General features: G+C 49.4%; 14 protein-coding genes. 9 read left to right on the forward strand and 5 right to left on the reverse strand.

Going from position 1 to position 14268, the window contains the following annotated elements:
- Positions 1-106: 106 nt before the first annotated feature.
- Complete coding sequence (locus tag FHP88_RS11650) at positions 107-328, forward strand: DUF1127 domain-containing protein (RefSeq protein WP_260843266.1); 222 nt, start codon at positions 107-109, stop codon at positions 326-328.
- A 137-nt stretch (positions 329-465) separates the two neighbouring features.
- On the opposite strand, the gene FHP88_RS11655 is transcribed toward FHP88_RS11650, so the two are convergent.
- Positions 466-708, reverse strand: a complete 243-nt coding sequence (locus tag FHP88_RS11655; protein ID WP_144359246.1) for a hypothetical protein — start codon at positions 706-708, stop codon at positions 466-468.
- A gap of 548 nt (positions 709-1256) precedes the next feature.
- Between FHP88_RS11655 and msrA the strand changes: the two genes are divergently transcribed.
- Together msrA and FHP88_RS11665 are read left to right on the forward strand one after the other, a co-directional pair.
- The gene (gene msrA, locus FHP88_RS11660; protein WP_335341567.1) at positions 1257-1847 is read left to right on the forward strand and encodes a peptide-methionine (S)-S-oxide reductase MsrA; all 591 of its coding nucleotides are present in this window, start codon (positions 1257-1259) and stop codon (positions 1845-1847) included.
- 83 nt (positions 1848-1930) lie between these two features.
- Positions 1931-2917: an NAD(P)-dependent alcohol dehydrogenase gene (locus FHP88_RS11665; RefSeq protein ID WP_144359247.1), complete on the forward strand. Its 987-nt coding sequence runs from the start codon at positions 1931-1933 to the stop codon at positions 2915-2917.
- A 43-nt stretch (positions 2918-2960) separates the two neighbouring features.
- Here the strand turns inward: FHP88_RS11665 and FHP88_RS11670 are convergent, their stop codons facing one another.
- Positions 2961-4529, reverse strand: coding sequence for a Na/Pi cotransporter family protein (locus tag FHP88_RS11670; RefSeq protein ID WP_144359248.1), 1569 nt, complete (start codon positions 4527-4529; stop codon positions 2961-2963).
- A gap of 283 nt (positions 4530-4812) precedes the next feature.
- On the opposite strand from FHP88_RS11670, the gene rhlE reads away from it, so the two are divergent.
- Positions 4813-6252 (forward strand): ATP-dependent RNA helicase RhlE, encoded by a 1440-nt coding sequence (gene rhlE, locus FHP88_RS11675; protein ID WP_144359249.1) that lies wholly within the window; start codon positions 4813-4815, stop codon positions 6250-6252.
- 61 nt (positions 6253-6313) lie between these two features.
- Here the strand turns inward: rhlE and FHP88_RS11680 are convergent, their stop codons facing one another.
- Positions 6314-7069: a class I SAM-dependent methyltransferase gene (locus FHP88_RS11680; protein ID WP_144359250.1), complete on the reverse strand. Its 756-nt coding sequence runs from the start codon at positions 7067-7069 to the stop codon at positions 6314-6316.
- Positions 7070-7195: 126 nt separating this feature from the next.
- Between FHP88_RS11680 and gap the strand changes: the two genes are divergently transcribed.
- From gap to FHP88_RS11705, 5 genes are all read left to right on the forward strand, one after another.
- Entirely contained in the window at positions 7196-8227 is a 1032-nt protein-coding gene (gene gap / locus FHP88_RS11685; protein WP_144359251.1) for a type I glyceraldehyde-3-phosphate dehydrogenase, read from the forward strand.
- A 23-nt stretch (positions 8228-8250) separates the two neighbouring features.
- On the forward strand, positions 8251-9066 hold the full coding sequence (gene ppsR, locus FHP88_RS11690) for a pyruvate, water dikinase regulatory protein (protein WP_144359252.1): 816 nt from the start codon (positions 8251-8253) through the stop codon (positions 9064-9066).
- Positions 9067-9347: 281 nt separating this feature from the next.
- A complete protein-coding gene (locus tag FHP88_RS11695; RefSeq protein WP_144359253.1) occupies positions 9348-10445 on the forward strand; it encodes a Re/Si-specific NAD(P)(+) transhydrogenase subunit alpha in 1098 nt (365 codons plus the stop codon).
- A gap of 45 nt (positions 10446-10490) precedes the next feature.
- On the forward strand, positions 10491-10775 hold the full coding sequence (locus FHP88_RS11700) for a proton-translocating transhydrogenase family protein (protein ID WP_144359254.1): 285 nt from the start codon (positions 10491-10493) through the stop codon (positions 10773-10775).
- A 15-nt stretch (positions 10776-10790) separates the two neighbouring features.
- Positions 10791-12194 (forward strand): NAD(P)(+) transhydrogenase (Re/Si-specific) subunit beta, encoded by a 1404-nt coding sequence (locus FHP88_RS11705; protein WP_144359255.1) that lies wholly within the window; start codon positions 10791-10793, stop codon positions 12192-12194.
- Between the two features lie 103 nt (positions 12195-12297).
- Here the strand turns inward: FHP88_RS11705 and FHP88_RS11710 are convergent, their stop codons facing one another.
- Together FHP88_RS11710 and rimK are read right to left on the reverse strand one after the other, a co-directional pair.
- On the reverse strand, positions 12298-13341 hold the full coding sequence (locus tag FHP88_RS11710) for a succinylglutamate desuccinylase/aspartoacylase family protein (protein WP_144359256.1): 1044 nt from the start codon (positions 13339-13341) through the stop codon (positions 12298-12300).
- 3 nt (positions 13342-13344) lie between these two features.
- Positions 13345-14250 (reverse strand): 30S ribosomal protein S6--L-glutamate ligase, encoded by a 906-nt coding sequence (gene rimK, locus FHP88_RS11715; protein WP_144359257.1) that lies wholly within the window; start codon positions 14248-14250, stop codon positions 13345-13347.
- Between the last annotated feature and the right edge of the window lie 18 nt (positions 14251-14268).

A 14268-nucleotide genomic window follows, 5' to 3' on the forward strand; every position in this document is an offset into this window, starting at 1 on the left:
CTAAAAGTGTCATCACAATTCCTGAAGGGCGCTATCTGATTATGCGATTGGATCAAATATAGGGTGAGGCGTAGCTTGATCACACAAATCAGGATAAGGAGTGATCATGAAGATGCAAACAACCTGCCTTAATATACCGGATTCCCACGCTCACTCGTTTGAGCTAAAGCAGTTTGTAAGTAAGGCCTTTCAGTGGCTTTATGCCGCCTATGAGCGAAAACGCCAACGCAATGCGTTACTCAAGTTGGATGACCGTATGCTAAGTGATATTGGTGTCAATCGTGCAGAAGCAGACAATGAGGGTAGTAAGCCCTTCTGGAAAGAGTAAGTTGGCTGCCGAGTCAATGTATGGGTGTTCACATTTTGCCGCCTGTAGCGTGGGCACACTTTTGTGCCCACGTGAGTACCTATACCCATTCTGTCTTTAGTGTCGTCATGAGCCGGATTTAGTCATTTAAAACACCGCTATGATTTGATCCACTTGCACTTGGGATCGATCCATCGCTCATGGTCAACGGCCTCAATCTCTTCGAGTAGCATCACCGCTTGGGGATACTGTGGTAATTTACGGACAGGTAAGGTCACGCCAGTGCCCAGGTGGGACATGATCAGGTAGGGTGTTCCTGGTCTGCCGTATTGGGTGCAATCTATCGAGACAAATGACAGGGGCGGTGTGACGAGTGATGCTAGCAGTAGTAATGTTTTCATGACTGCCTCTTTTTCCGATCAGGAAAGGTGTTGTCCTTCACGGTTACGGTTATCAACTATAAGTCGCATCAATCATCAATAGGATGATGCGCTTCGTTAACTCCCCAGCAATCTTGGCAGAAGTAGCTGCCGTATATTTAATCTGCGCTTTGTGAGTCTTTATGGATACTCAACTATCTGCAGACTGTTAATTCCTCCTGAAAATAGCGCCGTCATGTGTTACCTGTTGTGCCCAATGGGTAAGTGTTTCAGTCTCTGTTTATTAAGATAGTTTAAAAATATGATTCTTGCGAATCAAAATAGGGGTGTTCTGGGGATCGGGTCTTAAATTTAAGCCCTAATTATGGCAATGGCCTATCAAAAACAGGGCCATTTATAACAAATTGATAACAGTTGAACTATTTCGGTTGTCAGCAAGGTCAATAAGGGAGAGAGTTATTGAACGGCAGTGTCAGGCGCCTACCTCATGCTCAATAAATGATGCGCTTAGTGAGGGAAAGGTATCCAGGCCTTGCGTGATAACATCATTGTTTAAAGGGAGAAGTATTGTGAAACAGAAATGGGTGGTCTTTCTATTAACCAGTTTACTGTTTGGTGCATCGAATGTTATGGCCGAGAAGACTGTATTAGCGGGTGGCTGTTTTTGGTGCATGGAGTCTGATTTTGAGAAACATCCCGGTGTCATTGATGTGGTTTCTGGGTTTACCGGAGGAACAGCGGAAAATCCTACCTATAATGGTGATCATACCGGTCACTATGAGGCTGTAGAGATTACCTATGATCCCGCGAAAGTGAGTTACCAGGCACTACTTGCTTATTACTGGGTCAATATCGACCCGTTCGATGCACGTGGACAGTTTTGCGATAAAGGGCACAGCTATTTAAGTGCCATCTTTGTGGCAAACGATAAAGAGAGAGCAATAGCTGAGCAATCTAAACAAGCTGTGCAAGCACAGTTCCCTGATCAAAAGGTGGTTACACCCATCTTAGACGCAAAAACTTTTTACCCGATAAAAGGTAATGAAAGCTACCATCAGGATTATTACAAGACCAATTCGGTTCGGTATAAGTTCTACCGTTGGAATTGTGGGCGGGATCAACGTTTAAAAGAGATTTGGGGTGATAAGGCGACGCATTAATCACCCTGGCTGTGAATAGGCGAATATATTATCTTTGCTGAACAACAGAAAGATAGGCTGTGCAAATTACAATAAGGATATTTATGAAAGCGATGGTATACAGCCAATATGGCTCGCCTGATGTTCTTCGACGCAAAGAGATTGACAAGCCCACACCTCTGGATAACGAGATTTTAATACGCGTTTATGCTGCTGAAGCGACTAAGGCTGACTGTGAATTACGAAGCTTCAAATTTGCGGTGAAGTGGTTTTGGCTACCCTTGCGCATTGTGATGGGTATAAGACGACCCAAAAGAGAGGTGTTAGGCGGCTATTTTGCAGGAGAAGTCGAAGCTGTTGGCAACGATGTTGTAAAGTTCAAACAGGGTGACCAAGTTTTTGGCGCTACTAAACTTCGCTTCGGCGCCTACGCTGAATATTTATCGCTGCCCGATAATTATACGATCGTCCCCAAGCCTATCAACATGAATTATGAAGAGGCCGCAGCAGTACCGCTAGGCGGGCTGAATGCCCTTCATTTTCTACGAAAGGCCAAGATCCAAAAGGGTGAGAAGGTCTTGGTGAATGGAGCGGGTGGAAGTATCGGTACGTTTGGTGTGCAGATTGCTAAAGCGATGGGTGCAGAGGTGACGGCCGTCGATAGCGGCATTAAAGAGACGATGCTGCGCCGTATCGGGGTGGATCACTTTTTTGATTATGCAAAAGACGATTTCACCAAAACGGGTGAAAGATATGATGTGATCCTTGATATGGTTGCTGGTAGTTCTTACGACGGATGTCTGAAGTCGCTTAATCCAAAGGGACGCTACTTGATGGCAAATCCACGTTTATTCAATATGCTGAGGTCTGTGCTGACCTCACTGGTTAGCGATAAGCGTGTATTCTTTGCATTTGCTGAAGAGAAGGAAGAGGAGCTTCTCACACTTAAAAAGATGATTGAGGAAGGGAGCATCAAATCAATTGTTGATAACGTCTATTCACTTGAGCAGGCTGCTGAAGCACATCATAGAGTAGAAACTGAACAGCGATTGGGTTGTGTCGTTATCGCCATCAGTGATGCTTCAAGTTAATCAGTAATCCAGTCTTTCCCTGTTCTCCCATGCCGACACATTGCTAAGCTAGTCCAGCTAAATGGTGCATGATTCGATTGATATGTATCACGACACGGCGTAACCAGCGAACGGCTTCTAATGCACGGTTGGCGTCTGGTACATCCCGTGATCCGGTAGCTGTCTCAGCCATGATACGGCTTCTGATAGCGTCCATTTTTGAATGGGTTGTTGCAAGGAGATTCAGACTGATTGATTGAGCCGCTGAGTAGTTGTTTTCTTTTAAAGCATCAATGATATTTTCGATACTGCTTTCAAGCTGCAGACAGAAATCGTGGAGTTGTTTTTCTTGCAGGGCTCTATTCACTCTATCGCGATCTTCATCACAACGTTCATGCAGGCGCTGCATATGATCCAGTATGTGCAATATATCGCTTGCATGTTTTAGCTCTATCTCCTTGTCTGGAGCGATGTGTATTAAATCGGCATAGGTGTGGGTTTCATCCAGCGCCTGCTGCAGTGTGGCCATATCAACGAGCTTGCCATGGCATGCGGCACTGAGCTGGGCACGGATGTGATTGAGCAGGGCAATTAACATCGTCTGAATGGTTGAATCGACAACGCTCATGGCCACAATGGGATCATTGATCAGCTGTTTGTCCAGTCGATCGGTATACCCGGTTGGCTTGTCAGGAACCAGTCGAATGATTAACGCTGCAAACTGTTTGGTAAAGGGAAGAATGACCAGTAATCCAACAAAATTGAACAGGGTGTGAAAGCCAACCAGCGCCATCTCTGCATTCGTAATTAGTTGGTTGGGAAACAGTTGGTTCCATGCGGCGATGTAGGGCGTGAGCAGGATAAGGGCCAAAAGCGCAGTCATCAGGTTATAGACCATATGTGAAAGGCCGGTCCTACGAGAGCCAACAGAACCACCAATGGTCGCGATTATTGCTGTAACGGTTGTGCCGACGTCCATGCCAATGATAAGTGCAGCGGCCTGTTCGAATTCAATAGTGCCTGTGAACAGGGCGGTAAGCGCGGCGGCTACACCGGCACTGGATGATTGGGTGATGAGTGTGACAACGATACCGAGCAGTACCAGTATCAGGCGGCCAGTGAATGTGTTGGCAGGGAAGGTGTCTGCCATGAAATGTGATTCAAGTCCCGCCATGCCGTGTTGCATGGCCTCTATGCCTACAAAAATGAGCCCAAATCCGGCCAGTGCAAAGCCAATCTGTCCCAGTCGGACCCTTGCAAACAGACGCATCAACACGCCGGCTAAAATCAGCGGCATCACCAAGGTGCCCAATTGCAATTTGAATCCAATCAGTGCTACCAGCCAACCGGTGATGGTTGTGCCTATATTGGCACCAAAGATGATGCCCAGGGCGGCTGGGAAGGTAAGTAGCCCGGCTCCGACAAAACCGACGGCAGCAACAGTCGTAGCGCTGGAGGATTGCAGAATGGCGGTGGCAATAGCGCCAGTGAATGCGCCTGAGGTGGGTGTTTGGGTAAATCGGATCAGTAAACGTTGTATGGCATTACCGGTTAGGGCACGTAGCCCTTCGGTCATGATCAACATGCCAAGAAGAAAAATACCCAGACCCCCTACGGCCTGCAACAGAGTCATTATGCTGCTACCTCACGCGCTTGCTTAAACAGATTACGCTGCATCACATTCAATCATTATTCAGTGATCTTGTCAGGAGTATACGTCGAATAACTAAAAGGTTATTTTTTAATGATTTCTTGTGTTTATCAGGGAAAGGTCTACAATGCCACCCTTCGCGCACTCCGGTCTGCGCTGACTCCATCGCGGTAACACCTTCAGGAACACCTCGATTTAGCATCAATCTTTAAGTTTTGCCTAGGCTGGGCCCCAAGCGGGTAGGCATCCAGGAGCAATAATAAGTATGTCGTTTGATTCCCTCGGCCTTTCGGCCGAATTACTCCGTGCTGTCGCAGAAGAGGGCTACACGGAGCCTACGCCTGTACAGGCACAAGCCATTCCTGTTGTTTTACAAGGAAAAGATATTTTAGCCGGTGCCCAGACGGGTACGGGCAAGACGGCGGGTTTCACCTTGCCGTTGCTGCAACTTCTTAACCAACATGCTCAGGGTAAAGGCCATCGTGCGGTACGTGCGCTCGTCTTGACCCCTACGCGTGAACTGGCGGCACAGGTTGGTGAGAGTGTAGAAACCTATGGTAAGCATCTTCCATTGAAATCCACTGTGATATTCGGTGGGGTCAAGATCAACCCGCAAATAGAAAAGCTGCGGCATGGTGTGGATATCCTGGTGGCGACACCGGGACGCCTGTTGGACCATGTACAACAAAAGACCCTGGATCTTTCGAAAGTCGAAATTCTGGTACTGGATGAAGCCGATCGTATGCTCGATATGGGTTTCATTCATGATATTCGTAAGGTGTTGGCCCTGTTGCCGAAAGAGCGGCAGAACCTGCTGTTCTCAGCGACCTATTCATCAGAGATCAAAACCCTGGCCGATAAGTTGCTGAATAACCCGGTATTGATTGAGGTGGCTCGACGCAATACGGCGGCAGAAACGGTTCAGCAACGTGTCTATGCGGTGGATCGCGAGCGCAAACGGGAACTGCTCTCTCATTTGATCGGTTCGAATAACTGGAAGCAGGTGCTGGTGTTTACCCGTACCAAACACGGTGCAAACCGGTTGGCGCAGCAACTTGAGAAAGATGGCCTTACCGCATCGGCCATTCATGGCAACAAGAGTCAGGGTGCAAGAACCCGTGCCTTGGCCGGGTTTAAACAGGGTGAAGTGCGTGTGTTGGTGGCAACCGATATCGCTGCGCGCGGATTGGATATTGACCAGCTTCCTCATGTGGTCAATTTTGAATTGCCCAATGTTGCTGAAGATTATGTGCATCGCATCGGCCGTACCGGTCGTGCCGGTAATGAAGGTGAGGCGATTTCACTGGTCTGTGTGGACGAAAACGGACTGCTGCGCGATATTGAGCGTGTGCTGAAGAGAGAAATTACCAAGGAAATTCTGCCTGGATACGAGCCTGATCCGAGCATTAAGGCGGAACCCATCCAGAGAGGTGGTGATCGCAGCCGTGGGCGTGGCGGTCGGCAACAGCAGTCTCAGCAGCGGCCGAGAAATGACAGTCAGAAGCCACGACAAAACCGCGAAGGCCGTGGAAATCGTGTGCGTGCTGAGGGTTCTGCAGAAAAAGCCAATGGTAATACGCGGGTTGCAAAAGAGCATAAGCCGCAACCCAAAGCCACTACAGCATCAAAATCAACTCCGGCGTCAACCAATAGGCGGCGACGCCCTTCCCAAGGACGGGAGCGCGCTTCACTATTAGGTGGATAAGCGCTAGCGGCAGATGATGTGACAAACAGCGGTGAACGCGTTGTTGTTGGGTTAATGTGTATCAGTGATTGAAACCAATCCGCATACTCAATGGCCAGACAACAGCGCGTTCCTGTTTGGGATCTCCCCAGGCCTGTTCAAGTTGAGTGGCAATCTGTGAAACCGGGTCTACCGCTGTTATCTCAATGTAACGTGAAACAGCCGACCAGGTACGCAGATAGCCTTGCATGTGCGGCAGGGTCCAGCTTGCAGACATAGCGAAGTTGGGGATAGGGGTTGCAGGGTTGAACGGGAAGGGTAGATCAGCATAGCCATTTTCGACCAGACGACGCTCTGGTGGCCAGTAATCTTCCAGTGTGTTGTGGTATAGCGAATCAATCAGTGCATCGACATCGTCATTGATTCTGAAAAGATTATAGGTCCATACTGCAATAACGCCCTTGGGATTCAGTACCCGCTTCACTTCTTGATAAAAGCGCTCCAAATCAAACCAGTGCAGTGCTTGGGCGACAGTCACCAGATCAATAGAGTGGCTGTCGATATCCGTCTTCTCGGCAGGTGAAACACTGTATTTAATGTTGTTGTGCTTTGTCGCGGCGGCTATTTGATGGCGGCTGGCATCTGTCGCAATGACTCGCTTGAAGTGCTCGGCAAGTTGCACGGCGGCTTGTCCATTGCCGGTGGCGCAATCCCAGGCCTGGTCATGATTTGGCGTGAGCGTGGCGAGATATCGATAGAGTTCTGCAGGATAACTCGGCCTGAAACGTGAGTAGTTCGATGCGTTGCTCGAGAAGTGATCCTTGAAATCGTTATTCATAATATGCCTGATACGCAGTGACGGGTGGGAAATGCCCGTGAAATGTGGGAAAATTCACCTTTAATTTAGGTGTTCTCACTCTCCTCATTAATCAGTCAGTTCAACGAGCATCGAGCATCCGGTTTCATGAAGCTAAAAGTTGCCATTAACGGCTATGGACGCATCGGGCGTTGTATATTACGCGCTTTGTATGAATCCGATTACTACCGTAGTTTTATTGATATTGTCGCTATCAATGAACTGGCCGATCTTGATGCGGTTACTCATCTGACTAAATACGATACCACTCATGGCCGGTTTCCAGGAACCGTAGCGCGTGATGAGAGTCATCTGCTCATCAATGGGGATAAGATTGACCTGTTAAGTGAGCCGAAACCCGAGTTGCTTCCCTGGCGACAGTTGGGTGTTGATCTGGTGCTTGAATGCAGTGGCGTCTTCAAGACACGCCAGGATGCGGAACGACATCTTCAGGCGGGTGCAAGCAAGGTGCTTTTTTCACAACCAGCCGAGCAGGATGTCGATGCCACGATTGTATTTGGTGTGAATAATCATCTGTTGAAACCGGAGCATACGATTGTCTCGAATGCCTCCTGTACTACGAATGCCATCATTCCCGTGTTGAATGTGTTGCAGGAGACCTTCGGTATTGAGTGCGCCCTAATAACCACGATTCACTCTGCGATGCATGATCAGCCGGTGATTGATGCCTATGACAGTGATCTTCGTAAGACACGTTCCGCACTGCAATCCATCATTCCTGTTGAGACCGGTCTTGCTAAGGGTGTCGTCAGAATACTCCCCGAACTGAAAAACCGTGTCCATGCACAGGCCATTCGTGTGCCGACTATTAATGTCTCTATGATGGACCTTTCGGTTGAGCTGGAAAAACCGACAAACCGTGAGGCACTTAATCAGGCCTTAAAAGGATTGAGTCAGAAGCAGGGCGGTCGATTGTTCGGTTATATTGAAGAGTTGCTGGTTTCCTGTGATTTTAACCACGATAGTCGCTCCTCGATTGTCGATAGCAATCAGACGCAAGTTTGTAATCATCATTTCGCCAAGGTCGTGACCTGGTTTGACAATGAGTGGGGATTTGCCAATCGCATGTTGGATACCACTATTGCAATGATTGACGGCATACAGCCAATAGCAGACTAATCAGTGATCCAATAGGAATTCAGATGACACAGAAGCGGACAGTTTATTACGTATCTGAAAGCACAGGTATTACCGCAGAGACGCTAGGGCATAGTCTGATTTCACAGTTCGAGCAGACCATCGAATTCAAGACGGTCTATATGCCATTTATTAACACGGTTGAAAAGGCAAAGAAGCTGACCAATCAGTTTAATATGGTGGCTAAAGCCGATGGTGCCCGTCCGATTGTCTTTGCCACCATGGTTGAGTATGAAATCCGTGTCATCCTGAAACGCTCAAACTGCCTCTACATTGAACTGTTCGATACCTTTATTGCCCCCTTGAGCAGGGAGTTGGGCGTCAACCCCTCCGGCAAGACGGGTCTTAGTCATGGTATGGCAAACGGAGACAGCTATGAGGACAGAATGGATATCATTAACTTTGCCATGGTTAATGATGATGGCGCACGTCTGGATAAATATGATCAGGCTGATGTCATCCTTATTGGTGTTTCGCGCTCGGGTAAGACACCTACCTGTCTCTATCTCGCCATGCATTTCGGTATAAAAGCGGCAAACTATCCGCTGACGCCCGATGATTTTGAGCTGAACAAGATCCCCGATCACCTGCTTAAAAATAAAGAGAAGTTGGTGGCGCTCACCATTGACCCACCTCGCCTCAGTCGTATCCGTGAAGAGCGACGGCCTGGCAGTGACTATGCATCACTCAAACGTTGTGCCTCTGAGGTACGCCAGGCCCTGCAGATGTTTAAGAAGCACAATATCTGGGTACTCGATACCACGACCCACTCGATCGAAGAGGTCTCGTCGCGTATCGTTAAGGCGGTGCGGTCCAGATAGTGTCGGTGCTGCTGTGTTCCCATAACGCTCTGCATTATCGATGGGCCGTTGGCTCTATTGATAAAGTCCTGAAATAGGCTCAAAAACCCACTACACTCAAACGTATGCGCGGTCTTTCTAGTCGGCGTTTATAAGTAGATTCAATGGGGGATATCCAGATAAAAAATTCTTTGGCATTCCATAAGATATCCCACTTGTGCTGCGCTTGCATAAAAAACATAATGAACTGTTTTTATTAATAAATTATCCTCTTTTTTAAGAGTGCTGCGAAAGACAAAAATATGAAAATTGGGGTTCCAAAAGAGACGGTGACAGGGGAAAAGCGCGTCGCTTCCACGCCTGATATCGTAAAAAAACTGGTCATCAAAGGTTTTTCTGTGTTGGTCGCAAGGGGTGCTGGCGAAGCGGCTCATTTTACCGATGATGAGTATCAGGCTGCCGGTGCGACTCTGGTCGATACAGCGGAAGCCTTTGCTGCAGATATCGTGCTTAAGGTGAGAAAGCCATCGCTGGAAGAGATCAGCATGATGATTGATGGCGCGGTGCTGATCGGCTTCATCGAGATCTGTGAAGATGATGGCACGCTCAAGGCCTTGTTTGATAAAAATATTCGCGCCATGGCGCTTGAGCGTGTTCCCCGCATTTCACGTGCGCAATCCATGGATGCACTCTCTTCGCAAAGCAATATTGCGGGTTATCGTGCCGTCATTGAAGCTGCCAATCAGTTTGGTCGTTTCTTCCCCTTGATGATGACCTCTGCAGGTTCTGCCAAGCCAGCGCGTGTGGTTGTGCTGGGTGTCGGTGTCGCTGGACTGCAGGCCATCGCCACGGCTAAACGTCTGGGTGCCGAGGTATATGCCTACGATGTGCGGCCCGAGACGCGTGAACAAATTCTGTCTTTGGGTGCCAAGCCTATTGATCTGGATATCGGCGAAAGTGGCGCCGGAGAAGGGGGCTACGCCAAAGAGCTCTCTGATGAGGCCAAGGCAAGACAGCAGCAGTTGCTGGCCGATGAGCTGTGTAAAGCCCATATTTTGATTACCACTGCGCTGATTCCGTGTCGCCCTGCGCCTGTATTGGTGACGGAAGATGTGGTCAAGCGCATGCGTGAAGGATCGGTAATTGTTGATTTGGCTGCAGAGACAGGTGGCAACTGTCCACTCACAGAGAAACATCAGGTGGTCAACAAGCATGGTGTTATCCTGGTCGGGCATACTAATTACCCCTCCAGAATGCCGTCGGATGCCAGTGCCTTCTTTGCCAAGAATATCGCCAATCTGTTGGACATCATGGTCACTTCACAGGAAGGCAAACTGGTGTTGAATGATTTCGAGACCGACGAGATTACCCAGTCTGCTCTGGTTCGACCAGAGGCATAACGGCTTTGCTCGGGTTCATCAAAGATTTTACAGGAGGGCAGTGAGATGCCTGATACATTGGTAGCACTCTACGTATTTGTGCTTGCATGCTTTATTGGCTATTACGTTATCTGGGGGGTAACCCCTTCACTGCATACGCCACTGGTTGCACTGACGAATGCCATCTCTGGCATTATCATCGTTGGCGCGCTACTGGTCACGGGTTTGGAAGAGGCCAGTACAACGGCCCAAATCATGGGCTTTTTCGCCGTATTACTGGCATCGATCAATGTTTTTGGTGGCTTTCTGGTGACCAATCGCATGCTCGCCATGTTTAAAAAGAAGAAATAAGGGAGCCTGTCGATCATGCAATTTTCAGCCAATACACAGGCGCTCGCCTATCTGGTGTCAGCGATCCTGTTTATCTTTGCGCTAAAGGGCTTGACCCATCCGTCTACTGCCAGGCGGGGTAATTACTACGGTATGGCCGGTATGGCACTGGCAGTTATCGCAACCCTTCTGGGCGCGGAAGTGCAGTCATACGGTTTCATCATTGCGGGTGTCGCTGCAGGTGCCCTGATAGGTGCGGTGCTGGCCTCGAAGGTTCAGATGACCGCAATGCCGCAGTTGGTTGCCGCGTTGCACAGTTTTGTAGGTATGGCTGCCGTACTGGTCGCCATTGGCACCTATGTGAATCGCGCTGCTGCGGGTACGCTGAATCCAGTGCTGATGACAGAACTTGCTGTTGGTATTGTGATTGGTGCCATTACCTTCAGTGGATCAGTGATTGCGTTTGGAAAACTGCAGGGATTGATAAGTGGCAAGCCGGTGGTGTTCAAAGGGCAGCACATACTTAATGCATTGCTGGGTATTGTCATTATTGCCTTTGGTGCACACTTCGGCATGACTGAAAGCGTGTTCTCGCTCACCATGATGACACTACTGGCTTTCGTACTGGGCTTCACCCTGATTATCCCTATCGGCGGTGCCGATATGCCGGTAATCATCTCCATGCTAAACAGCTATTCAGGTTGGGCCGCGGCGGCTACGGGCTTTACCCTGCAGAACAATCTCCTGATTATCGTCGGTGCGCTGGTGGGATTCTCTGGCGCCATTCTCTCTTTCATCATGTGTAAGGCGATGAACCGCTCGATCATTAATGTGGTATTTGGTGGCTTTGGCAGTGACTCGGCGGGTGGTGAATCCAGCGCGGCGGCTGCGGCCCTCGAGAAAGGTGTTCGTGCAGCTTCTGTAGAAGATGCCATTTACTGGATGGAAGATGCCAGCAAGGTCATTATCATCCCAGGTTATGGCATGGCCGTCGCACAGGCTCAGCATGCACTCAAGGAGTTTATGGAGCTGTTGATTGAACGGGGTGTTGAAGTGAAATTTGCCATTCATCCCGTGGCCGGTCGTATGCCTGGACACATGAATGTGTTATTGGCCGAGGCGGATATTCCTTACGATCATGTTCTTGAGATGGATGAAATTAATCCGGAATTCCCAACCGCTGATGTAGCGTTGGTGGTGGGTGCCAATGATGTAACCAACCCGGCGGCTAAGACCGACTCATCAAGTCCCATTTACGGCATGCCGATTCTGGATGTCAGTAAGGCAAAACAGATTTACGTTATCAAGCGTTCCATGAACCCCGGTTATGCTGGCGTTGATAATCTGCTCTATTACCAGGATAACTGTTCACTGATCTTTGGTGATGCGAAAGCGGTTTGCGAAGGACTGGCAGGTGCCTTGAAGGGTGGTGGGCATTGATGGAAATATAGGGGGCGGAGTCAAACTGATCAAGGAACAGGGTGTTGCAAGCGACAATACTGATTTAATTTGACTCCGACCCCGTGATTCTTAGATCCCGCGATCAAACGATAATGGGTTCATCCTGTAAATAAGGGATGGAAGGCAAAGGATCTTCTTCCTGCATGGCATCATCCAATAGATCCACCTCCTCCTGTTCCAGTCGTGCAATATGGAAGAGTGCCTCACCCTGATAGGCGAGGGGGAGTGTTGTGCGGCCAATCACAATACCCCGGGAGGGTGACTTCACTTTGGATTCCCGCTCGCCAAAGGGATCACTGATGTACCCGAGAATCTCATTTTTTCCGACTGTCCCTCCAAGCGGAGCAATGGCGCGGAGTATACCGCTTTGCGATGCTCGAACCCAAGAGCTGGCATGAGTAAGAATGGTCTGCTGACTGCTGCTTTTGCTTCGAGATGCTGGCAGCATGTTCAGGTGGCGCATGACGCGGATGATGCCACGCAGACCAATACGGATAGAGTGCTCATCAAAACGCAGGGCTTCACCACACTCATAGACCACGATTGGAACGCCAAGCGCAGCACCGGACTGCCTGACAGAACCCTCTCTCAAACCGGCATTGAGTGTTACGGGTGTACGAAATGCTTCGGCCATTTCGGCGGCAATAGGGTCTTCAAGATGGGCGCGTACCTGCGGCATGTTGGCGCGATCAATAGCCGCTGTATGCAGGTCTATGCCATGCGTACACTGAGCGACGATTTCATTAAGAAACAGATGGGCAACACGACCCGCGAGGGAGCCTTTTTCAGAGCCAGGGAATGAACGGTTCAGGTCGCGGCGATCAGGCAGATAGCGTGACCTGTGCAGAAAACCTGGAACGTTAACAATGGGTACTGCAATCAGATCGCCTCGTAGGCGTTTTAACAGTGGCAGGTTGAGTAAGCGACGAATGATTTCTACGCCATTGATCTCATCACCGTGAATCGCCGCGCAGACAAACAACCGTGGACCGGCTTTTTTACCCCGAATCACATGTACAGGCATGGTCATGGGCGTATGGGTGTAGAGTTGTGCGAGTGGGAGGTCAATGGTGAGGTTTTGTCCCGGCTTGACCTCCTTATCACCAATGAGAAGGGGATTGCTCATTAATTAGCCCCTGCCTCGGGTCTTGGTTTTGTTCGGCCCACCATGCTTTTCGATAAATTCGATTATAGTGCTGGCAATGTCCTTGTTAGTAGCATTCTCAATACCTTCCAGGCCTGGCGATGAGTTCACCTCCATAACAACCGGTCCGTGATTAGAGCGTAAGAGATCAACGCCGCAGACATTCAGCCCCATCACCCGTGCGGCACGCACCGCTGTAGAACGTTCTTCTGGCGTAATTCTGACCAGAGCAGCCGAACCGCCCCGATGCAGGTTGGAGCGAAATTCTCCCTCTTTGGCCTGGCGTTTCATGGCGGCGACGACTTTGTCACCGATAACCAGACAGCGAAGATCGGCCCCTTTGGCTTCTCCAATAAACTCCTGAACCATGATGTTTGCCTTAAGTCCCATGAAGGCCTGGATTACACTCTCTGCCGCCTTATCCGTTTCTGCCAGTACTACACCAATACCTTGGGTGCCTTCCAGTAGTTTAATGACAACGGGCGCGCCACCAACCTGGGCCATAAGGTCATTGATGTCATCAGGTGAGTGGGCAAAACCAGTCACAGGAAGACCAATGCCTTTGCGTGCCAATAACTGGGCAGAACGGAGTTTGTCACGCGCCCGTGAAATGGCCACTGACTCATTGAGTGGATAGACACCCATCATCTCGAACTGGCGCAGCACCGCTGTGCCATAGAAGGTGATTGATGCGCCGATGCGGGGAATGACTGCGTCGAAATCATCCAGTATCTCACCCTTATAGTGAATCGATGGACGATGCGATGTGATATTCATGTAACAGCGCAATGGGTCAACCACGCGTACCTGATGCCCGCGCTCTTTAGCCGCTTCTATCAGGCGGCTGGTTGAGTAGAGTTTACTGTTGCGGGAGAGGATAGCGATTTTCATATGGTTTCCTGATTATTT

The organism is Sedimenticola selenatireducens, from assembly GCF_007625115.1.
In the GTDB taxonomy this organism is placed as follows: Bacteria; Pseudomonadota; Gammaproteobacteria; order Chromatiales; family Chromatiaceae; genus Sedimenticola; species Sedimenticola selenatireducens_A.

What these genes read in the sequence shown, in the direction of transcription:
- FHP88_RS11650 (WP_260843266.1), top strand. Translation starts at nt 107, where the DNA reads ATGAAGATGCAAACAACCTGCCTTAATATACCGGATTCCCACGCTCAC.
- FHP88_RS11655 (WP_144359246.1), bottom strand. Translation starts at nt 708, where the DNA reads ATGAAAACATTACTACTGCTAGCATCACTCGTCACACCGCCCCTGTCA.
- FHP88_RS11665 (WP_144359247.1), top strand. Translation starts at nt 1,931, where the DNA reads ATGAAAGCGATGGTATACAGCCAATATGGCTCGCCTGATGTTCTTCGA.
- FHP88_RS11670 (WP_144359248.1), bottom strand. Translation starts at nt 4,529, where the DNA reads ATGACTCTGTTGCAGGCCGTAGGGGGTCTGGGTATTTTTCTTCTTGGC.
- rhlE (WP_144359249.1), top strand. Translation starts at nt 4,813, where the DNA reads ATGTCGTTTGATTCCCTCGGCCTTTCGGCCGAATTACTCCGTGCTGTC.
- FHP88_RS11680 (WP_144359250.1), bottom strand. Translation starts at nt 7,069, where the DNA reads ATGAATAACGATTTCAAGGATCACTTCTCGAGCAACGCATCGAACTAC.
- gap (WP_144359251.1), top strand. Translation starts at nt 7,196, where the DNA reads ATGAAGCTAAAAGTTGCCATTAACGGCTATGGACGCATCGGGCGTTGT.
- ppsR (WP_144359252.1), top strand. Translation starts at nt 8,251, where the DNA reads ATGACACAGAAGCGGACAGTTTATTACGTATCTGAAAGCACAGGTATT.
- FHP88_RS11695 (WP_144359253.1), top strand. Translation starts at nt 9,348, where the DNA reads ATGAAAATTGGGGTTCCAAAAGAGACGGTGACAGGGGAAAAGCGCGTC.
- FHP88_RS11700 (WP_144359254.1), top strand. Translation starts at nt 10,491, where the DNA reads ATGCCTGATACATTGGTAGCACTCTACGTATTTGTGCTTGCATGCTTT.
- FHP88_RS11705 (WP_144359255.1), top strand. Translation starts at nt 10,791, where the DNA reads ATGCAATTTTCAGCCAATACACAGGCGCTCGCCTATCTGGTGTCAGCG.
- FHP88_RS11710 (WP_144359256.1), bottom strand. Translation starts at nt 13,341, where the DNA reads ATGAGCAATCCCCTTCTCATTGGTGATAAGGAGGTCAAGCCGGGACAA.
- rimK (WP_144359257.1), bottom strand. Translation starts at nt 14,250, where the DNA reads ATGAAAATCGCTATCCTCTCCCGCAACAGTAAACTCTACTCAACCAGC.